Raw genomic sequence first — 8,094 nt, 5'->3', positions numbered from 1 at the left:
CCTTGTGGGTGTAGGGTGAAGTATTTTGCGGATAATTTGTGTGGTTTAAGCAGGATTTGACAATCCAAATGCTTCACCCTAAGCGGGTAGTGGGGGAACAGGGAGATTTAATTAATCTAGTTACCATAGAGATGGGATGAAGTTAGTGGTTTGTTTTTAGATGGCTATTGTAACCAACAACAAACAACCAACAACGAACAACCAACTACCAACTACCAACTACCAACTGATGGGTGAAGTCAAAAAACCTCTGCCATGGATTATGGGGCTGATGGCGACTGGTATTGTAGTCGTAGGTGCTGCGGGTTATTTGGCGATCGCGCCAAAATCTGCCAAAATTGACCTCGATAAACTGACTGTGCTAGTGCAAGCCCAAAATCTGGCGGTGCGGATTACTGCTGATGGCGAGGTGAAACCTTATGAAACTGTGAACATCAGCCCCAAAGCGGCTGGGCGTTTGGTTCAGTTACGGGTTGAACAGGGCGATCGCGTAGAGCAAGGACAGATACTTGCCATTATGGAGCAAAATAGCCTGAAGGCACAGTTTCTCCAAGCTCAAGCTAATTTAGCCCAAGCTCAATCCCGCTTTCAACAGGCAAAAGCTGGCTCTCGTAAAGAAGAAATTGCCCAAGCCCAAGCCCGTTTTATCCAAGCACAAGCACGTTTACAACAGGCAAAAAATGGTCCTCGTCAAGAAGAAATCGGGCAAGGTAAAGCGCGTTTAATACAAGCCCAAGCACGTTTACAACAGGCAAAAACTGGCCGCACTGAAGAGATTGCCCAAGCTCAAGCTCGTTTAATACAAGCTCAAGCTCGTTTAGCACAGGCACAGGTTGGCAATCCTAGCGAAATTAATCAGGCAATTGCTCAAGTTGAAACAGCTCGTTCTCGGTTAAATTTAGCAGAAAAACGGATCGATCGCAATCGATATTTGGCAAATCAAGGAGCCATTTCTCAAGATCGGTTTGATGAAATAATTACAGAAGCAAATAATGCCAGAGCCGCACTTTTTGAAGTAGAACAACGCCTAAATCAAGTGAGAAATACCAAGAATAAAAATAGCCCAGAAATTACCCAATTAGAAGCATCTGTAGCAGAGGCAGCCATCGCCGTGCGCCAGTTACAAAATGGCTCTCGTCCTGAAGAAATTGCCCAGTTAGAAGCTTCCATGGCAGAATCTGGAATAGCACTAAAACAACTGCAAAATGGTTCTCGTCCTGAAGAAATTGCTCAGTTAGAAGCTTCCATGGCAGAATCTGGAATAGCACTAAAACAACTACAAAATGGTTCTCGTCCTGAAGAAATTACCCAGTTTCAAGCTGCTGTTAAATCTGCCGAAGCCCAATTATTAGGGATTCAAATTCAACTAGAAGACACAATAATTCGCGCTCCTTTTGCTGGGATTGTGATGCAAAAATACGCATTTGTGGGATCTTTTGTGACACCAGATCCTCGCTCTGCTAGCACAGATAAGAGAAGTACAGAAAGCCAAAGTTCAATTTTAACAATCGCAACTGAAAAACTGGAAATCCTCGCTGAAGTACCAGAAGTTGATATTGGCAATATTAAACCAGGCATGGCGGTGGAAATTAGGGCTGATGCTGTTCCAGATCAAATATTCAAAGGAATTGTCCGCCTCATCGCACCTGAAGCTGTTAAACGAGATAATGTTACTTTCTTTGAAGTGAAAGTGGCTACCTCCCCAGAGCAAAAAGATCTAAGATCCGGGATGAAAGTACAGTTAACATTATTAGCTGAACCGATTAAGAATGCGATCGTTGTTCCTACTGTGGCGATTTCGCAACAATCTGGTAAAGATGGTGTCTGGATACCAGATCAGAATAATCAACCCAAATTTAAACAGATTACAATTGGTAATACCATTGAAGATAAAACTCAGATCATTGATGGAGTGAAGGAGGGAGAACGAGTTTTTATCGAACTACCGCCAGAGTTTAGAAAAAAACAAAAGGAGAAAAAGAGTGAAGGTTGAAGAGTCTAAATCTAATCCTCAGACACTATCCCCGACAAAAAGCCGCACGGAGGCTGCCTACGGCGCTAAATACTCACCACGCACTAGAAGAATTGACCTTGTAGAAAGTATTAAAATGTCTGCCACTACATTGGTGGCAAATAAACTCCGCAGTAGTTTAACAATGCTGGGTATTATTATTGGTAATGCTTCAGTAATTGCGATGGTGGGGATTGGACAAGGTGCGCAAAAGTTAGCATCGGAACAGTTTGAATCTTTAGGCCCAAATGTGCTATTTGTATTGCCGGGATCTCGCGAAGCTCGTAATACGACATTTGACTTGCCAAAAACTTTGGTATGGGAAGATGCTAAAGCGATTGCTAATCAAGTTCCATCTATTGCAGGAGTTTCTCCGGAAATTAGTAATCGGTTTTTAATTAGTTATCGGAATAAGAATTCACAATCTCAGGTGACAGGTACCACGCCAGAATATCTTGATGTTCGCAGTTTTAAGGTAGATAAAGGGCGATTTGTTAATGAACTTGATATCAAACGAAATAAACAAGTAGTGATGTTGGGTTCTGAATTAGCAGAAAAGTTATTTGGCAAGCAAAATCCATTAGGTGAGGAGGTACGAATTAATAATATTAGTTTTCAGATCGTAGGAATTATGGGAACTAAAGGCTCTTTTATGGGGCAAAATCAAGATGATGCTGCCTTTCTACCTTTAACTACCATGGCTAATCGATTGCAGGGGAAAACTTCTCCTTATGGCACTGAAGTTAGCTGGATTTCTATTTCTGCTAAGAATCAAGCTAGTATTGATGCGGCTAAGTTTCAAATTGAAAACCTCCTACGGCGGCGGCATAAAATTACAGGGGAAGATGATTTTGGGGTTGATACTCAGAAAGATATTTTGAGTATTGTGAATAATGTGACGGGTGCATTAACGATCATGTTAGCTGCGATTGCGGCTATTTCTCTCGGTGTTGGCGGGATTGGGGTGATGAATATTATGTTAGTTTCTGTAACTGAGCGTACTCAAGAAATTGGACTCCGTAAAGCCCTTGGTGCGAGAGAGAAAGATATTCTAATTCAGTTTTTGATTGAAGCAGTAATTCTGTCAGCCGCAGGTGGTATTCTTGGTACTTTGGTTGGTGTGAGTGGGGTATTTTTCGTTGGTGTGGTAACGCCATTGAAAGCAGGAATTTCGCCGATGGCTATTCTCGTTGCTGTTGGGGTTTCTGGTGGAATTGGGTTATTTTTTGGGGTTGTACCTGCGCGGCGGGCGGCAAAACTTGACCCGATTGTGGCGTTGAGAAGTGCTTAGGTGTTGGGATTTTTTGGTGGTTGTGTTGGTAGGGTATTGATTTTTTAACCACTAAGGCACTAAGGCACGAAGGAGGTGGAAATAATACTTTTGCTATTTCTGTCGAGGGATAAGTTTGCTAGTTTGATTTAATACAGGACTTAGGCAGTATGGATAAGTAATTAAGCTCTAGGTATTTAGATCTAGAGCTTTTATAGCAGTCGCCAAGGTACTTAGGACAAGGGGATGGCAGCCCCTTGTCCTAATTTGCTAGCTGAGAATGTCCTAACCGCTGTTGCGGTTGCTATAACGTACTAGGTTGCCATCCTAGAGTGAATGGTGGAAGTCATCAATTTAAGCCAACCGATGACTAATCGCTTTGAGAGCAAACTGCGGCAAAGCCATCATCCGTCGCCAACGCCAAGGTTCCTGATATAGTCGATAAAGCCATTCCAAATTATTATCCCGCAACCAACCTGGGGCGCGGGTTTTGATCCCAGCCCAAATATCAAAGCTACCACCAACTCCAATCCAAGTAGATTGAGGAGATAAATACCGATTTTCAGCAATCCATAACTCTTGACGTGGCACACCTAACCCAACTAAAATGAGGCTGGGTTCCTGGGTTTTAAGAGTTACTTTTAATTCGTTTTCTGCTTCAGGAGAAAGATAACCATCTTTAATGCCTGCGATCGCAAGATTCGGTAATTTTTGTTGCCAAGCTGTAGCCGCTTCCTCAGCGACACCTGGTTTACCCCCATAGAAAAATACTGGATAAGACTTGCCCAATGCCGCAGCTTGTTGCAATAAAGACTCTGCCAGTTCAATTCCGGGACAACGTTGCTGGCGTTTACCGTGAAGTAGTAAGTAAAAGATTACTCCAGCACCATCAGGAATCACCAATTCTGCAAGCTGGATCGCATCAGCCAAAGCTTGATTCGACTCGGCTTGCATCACCATTTCTGCATTTAACGTTACCACATGACTTCCCACCTTCTCGTGGAGACGGTTTCCCAACCAGCGATCGTAGTCATCCTCTAGGTGAACAGGTAACCCCATCACTGGAAATTGCTTACGTGCTTCAAACATATCCCAGGTTTTGCGTAGCTCTAGATCAAATGAACACTATGAAGACTATCCCATCTGGATGTTAAAAGCTAGTTAATGTTTATAAAAAGTATTGAGTAGAATTATATCATAGCCAATTTGCGATCGCTACCCAGAAACCAATAGACCCCACATCCCTGTTATAGCAAAAGTCACATATTCAAAAGTCGCGCTTTCAAAAGTCAAAAGTGAAATATCTGCACTTTTGACTTTTGCTATAACAAAAATGTCTCAGAAACATACTCTAAAAACAAAGCTCTTGAACCTCATTTAAAGCAGATTTACCCCAATCAAAAAGGGTTGCTATATCATCCACATCAAATTTGCAGTTAAAATGCCTTTCGGCAGAATCATACTCAAACTGAGGAGGAATGAAATCTGGCTGCTCAAACAAGCTTAAAATTTTCTCAGCCGCCGTTGAAGCTGCTAATTTCCCTTCTCCAACCGCTTCAACTGTAGAAGCAGCCGCCTCGAAAAGTTCCTCATACTGCTGTAAATCGGGACATAGAGAACCCAAATACCGGGGATTATTTAAACCAGAAAGGCAGGCTAAGTCTCCAGTTTCTGCATATTTGTCTTGCATTTTCTTAATTCTGAAGACATTAAGAAAACCACCGAAACTCCAAACCCGATACCAAGCATTCCACAAAGCAAAGTCAGAAAAGGAAATATAAGAGCAATGGACTAGTCGATCGTTGTAGTCTAGTAGTCGTTGCTGCAACTGATCGATATACTCAAATCTTTCTGCTGAGAAATCGTCATCTTTTAGGGCTTTGAGAATCAAGTCAGCCAATGAATAAATACCATCAACTGTGTTAGCCATACCACGGCTGAAAAGGGCATCAATGGTTCCCGCCGCCTGTGCGGTGAGGCAGAATCTGTCTCCCACACATCGCTTAGAAGAATACTGTAACCGATCTGTAGAAACCCATTCTCTCACAGGTCGAGCATTCTCAAATTGAGGGGCAATACCAGGAAACTTTACCAAAAATATTTCAAATTCTTCCTGCGGATTTAAGTCAGTTTTGGGAAACTTACGGGTATCTAAAGACAAACCAACGCTGCAGAGGTTACTGTTGCTGTCAGGATGATTATTGAAGGGAATTACCCACATCCACCCACATGGAAACAGGTGGTGCATTGTGCCATCATGCCAGGATTGGGGAACATCCCAAGCTGCCTTTGATTCAGCACACTCATCATAAGGCTTGACACCGATGAAATGGTTAAATAAAGATCTGGAGTGGGTTTTGAACCGACAGGGAGACTCCCGCAAGTCGAATCGCTTTGCTACGATAGATTTGAAGCCACTGGAATCTACCAAGTAGCGAGCAAAGAATTCTTCGCCACTATCGCTTTTGAGGAAAACCTTACTCTCATTAATTTCTACATCTTCAATCCGAGTATTCTGTTGGACAGAAGCTCCGTATTTAACTGCTACAGTTAGTAAATAGGCATCCAAATCTTGCCTAAACCAATGGGCATCGTAACCAACGAGTAAGTGTGGAATAATGTTTTGAGAAACTTCCTGGGGATTTTGAGGCTTTCCTTCTTGTTGATAGACAAAACCAAAGTTACTCTTTATTCCACAATGGGAAGTGACATGCTTGTGCATTCCTTCAAAGGTACTGCAATCCCGAATTTCCGGAATACCGTAGCGATCTGCGATCGCCCGCATCATCATCGTGGTTTGAGGAATTGTAGCTTCCCCAATCGCAAACCTTGGATGCTCTTTCTCGTCAATTAATAGTACTTTATAGCCGTGTTTAGCTAGAATTGCACCCAAAATTGAACCAGAAAAGCCTGTTCCCAAAATTACTACATCGAACTGGCTATTATTCATCTGACTAATAAAATCTAGCTACAGATCTAATCAATAATGAATGTAATGTTTTTTGGCGATTTTTCTCTTTTCACCAGAAAATCTTAATCTTTGGGACTTACAGAGCTACCGTATCAGTAGGATACGTTAAGTAACGCACCCTACTATTCCAAATTTTGCGTAACTTCTGAGTAGTTTTCAGTTGCATAAATTACATAAAAATAAATCCGGTTTCTTCAAGAAACCGGATTTATTGAGTACCTCATTCCAGGGTTATTTGAGCTAGAGTACTACTCTCTAGGGAATCACGATCGCAATTACTGCAATATCTCTGTATTAACCATTCTGGCTCCATTCGGTATGGAATACCCCTTCCTTATCAATCCGCTCGTAAGTGTGAGCGCCGAAATAGTCTCGCTGGGCTTGAGTCAGGTTTTGGGGATTGCGATCGCGCCGATAGCTGTCAAAATAATCTAAGGATGCACTAAAAGCGGGTACGGGAATCCCCAGTTTATTCGCCAGCATTAGCACTTCCCGCCAAGCCTCTTGTCGATCCAAAATACTCTGCTTAAACTCAGGGGCTAATAGTAAGTTGGGCAGTTTGGGATTTTCGTTAAAGGCATTTTTAATCTTATCCAGGAATCCTGCCCGAATAATACAGCCGCCTTTCCAAATCCGGGCAATTTCTGCCAAGTTGAGATTATATCCAAACTCCTGGGAAGCCTTACTTAACAATGCCATCCCTTGAGCATAGGAACACATTTTTGAACAGTAAAGAGCATCGCGAATTTTATTGACAAATGCCTCCTTATCCCCATCAAAAGTAACAGTTGGACCATGAAGTTCCTTTGACGCTGCAATCCTTTCTGACTTGTAAGCCGAAATAACACGGGCATTAACAGCAGCATACATAGTCGGAATTGGCACGCCTAATTCTAAAGAACTTACTACAGTCCAACGCCCAGTACCTTTTTGGCCAGCCGCATCCATAATTAACTCAACCAGCGGTATATTTGTATCTGGGTCAATATACTTGAAGATATCCGCTGTAATTTCAATCAGGAAGGAATTTAACTCATCAGTAGTATTCCATTCTGTGAATACTTTATGTAACTGATTGTGGTCAAGTCCAAGGGCATTTTTCAGTAAATCGTAGGCTTCCGCAATAAGCTGCATGTCGCCATACTCAATCCCGTTATGGACCATCTTAACATAGTGACCCGCACCACCCGGACCAATAAAAGTCACGCAAGGACCATCATCCACTTGAGCCGCAATTTTAGTCAGAATTGGCTCTAAATCTTTATACCCCGCTTCAGTACCTCCCGGCATTAAACTAGGACCATTGAGTGCGCCTTCTTCGCCCCCACTGACACCCATCCCAACAAATCCCAATCCAGTAGATTCTAAATCCTTAGTCCGTCGTTCCGTATCCTCATAGAGGGAGTTACCGCCATCGATAATTGTATCTCCCTCTTCTAGCAAAGGTTTCAGTTGCTCAATTACCGCATCAACAGGCTTACCAGCCTTAACCATCACCAAGATTTTACGGGGACGTGCCAAAGCTTGGACGAATTCTTCCAGAGAATAGGCTGCTGTAACATTTTTACCCGTAGCCCGTTTTGCCATAAACTCTTTGGTTTTTTCGCCAGTACGGTTGTACACGGCGATGGGAAACCCGCGACTTTCCACATTTAACGCCAGGTTTTCCCCCATTACTGCCAATCCAATTACACCAAAGCTAGGTTGTGTCATAAAAACTCTCGTTGGAACTCTGTTGAACTTTTAGTACGGTTTAGTTCACCATCAGAGTAGCCCGATCTCCGGAGAAGTGGGCTAAAAATTAGATTAAGACTGGGGATTCGGGAATGGGGAGTGGGGAGT

The 8,094-nt window shown here is 42.7% G+C and carries 5 protein-coding genes; 2 read left to right on the top strand and 3 right to left on the bottom strand.

Features of this window, described 5'->3' with window-relative positions:
- Window positions 1-160: 160 nt before the first annotated feature.
- Together NJ959_RS21715 and NJ959_RS21710 are read left to right on the top strand one after the other, a co-directional pair.
- Window positions 161-1,993 carry an efflux RND transporter periplasmic adaptor subunit gene (locus NJ959_RS21715; protein WP_254013831.1) on the top strand — a complete coding sequence of 611 codons (1,833 nt, stop codon included), beginning with the start codon at window positions 161-163 and terminating at the stop codon, window positions 1,991-1,993.
- Window positions 1,994-2,084: 91 nt separating this feature from the next.
- Window positions 2,085-3,302: an ABC transporter permease gene (locus NJ959_RS21710; protein ID WP_254013832.1), complete on the top strand. Its 1,218-nt coding sequence runs from the start codon at window positions 2,085-2,087 to the stop codon at window positions 3,300-3,302.
- A 333-nt stretch (window positions 3,303-3,635) separates the two neighbouring features.
- Here NJ959_RS21710 and NJ959_RS21705 read toward each other — a convergent pair whose 3' ends face one another.
- The 3 genes from NJ959_RS21705 to gnd form a co-directional block, all read right to left on the bottom strand.
- Complete coding sequence (locus NJ959_RS21705; protein ID WP_254013830.1) at window positions 3,636-4,370, bottom strand: WecB/TagA/CpsF family glycosyltransferase; 735 nt, start codon at window positions 4,368-4,370, stop codon at window positions 3,636-3,638.
- A gap of 262 nt (window positions 4,371-4,632) precedes the next feature.
- Window positions 4,633-6,231, bottom strand: a complete 1,599-nt coding sequence (locus NJ959_RS21700; protein WP_254013829.1) for an NAD(P)/FAD-dependent oxidoreductase — start codon at window positions 6,229-6,231, stop codon at window positions 4,633-4,635.
- A 315-nt stretch (window positions 6,232-6,546) separates the two neighbouring features.
- The gene (gene gnd, locus NJ959_RS21695; protein ID WP_254013828.1) at window positions 6,547-7,965 is read right to left on the bottom strand and encodes a decarboxylating NADP(+)-dependent phosphogluconate dehydrogenase; all 1,419 of its coding nucleotides are present in this window, start codon (window positions 7,963-7,965) and stop codon (window positions 6,547-6,549) included.
- Between the last annotated feature and the right edge of the window lie 129 nt (window positions 7,966-8,094).

This window comes from Limnofasciculus baicalensis BBK-W-15 (assembly GCF_024178385.1).
Taxonomy (GTDB): Bacteria; Cyanobacteriota; Cyanobacteriia; order Cyanobacteriales; family Coleofasciculaceae; genus Limnofasciculus; species Limnofasciculus baicalensis.
Note: the sequence above shows the minus strand (reverse complement) of the source record. Positions and strands in the feature narration are given on the sequence as shown.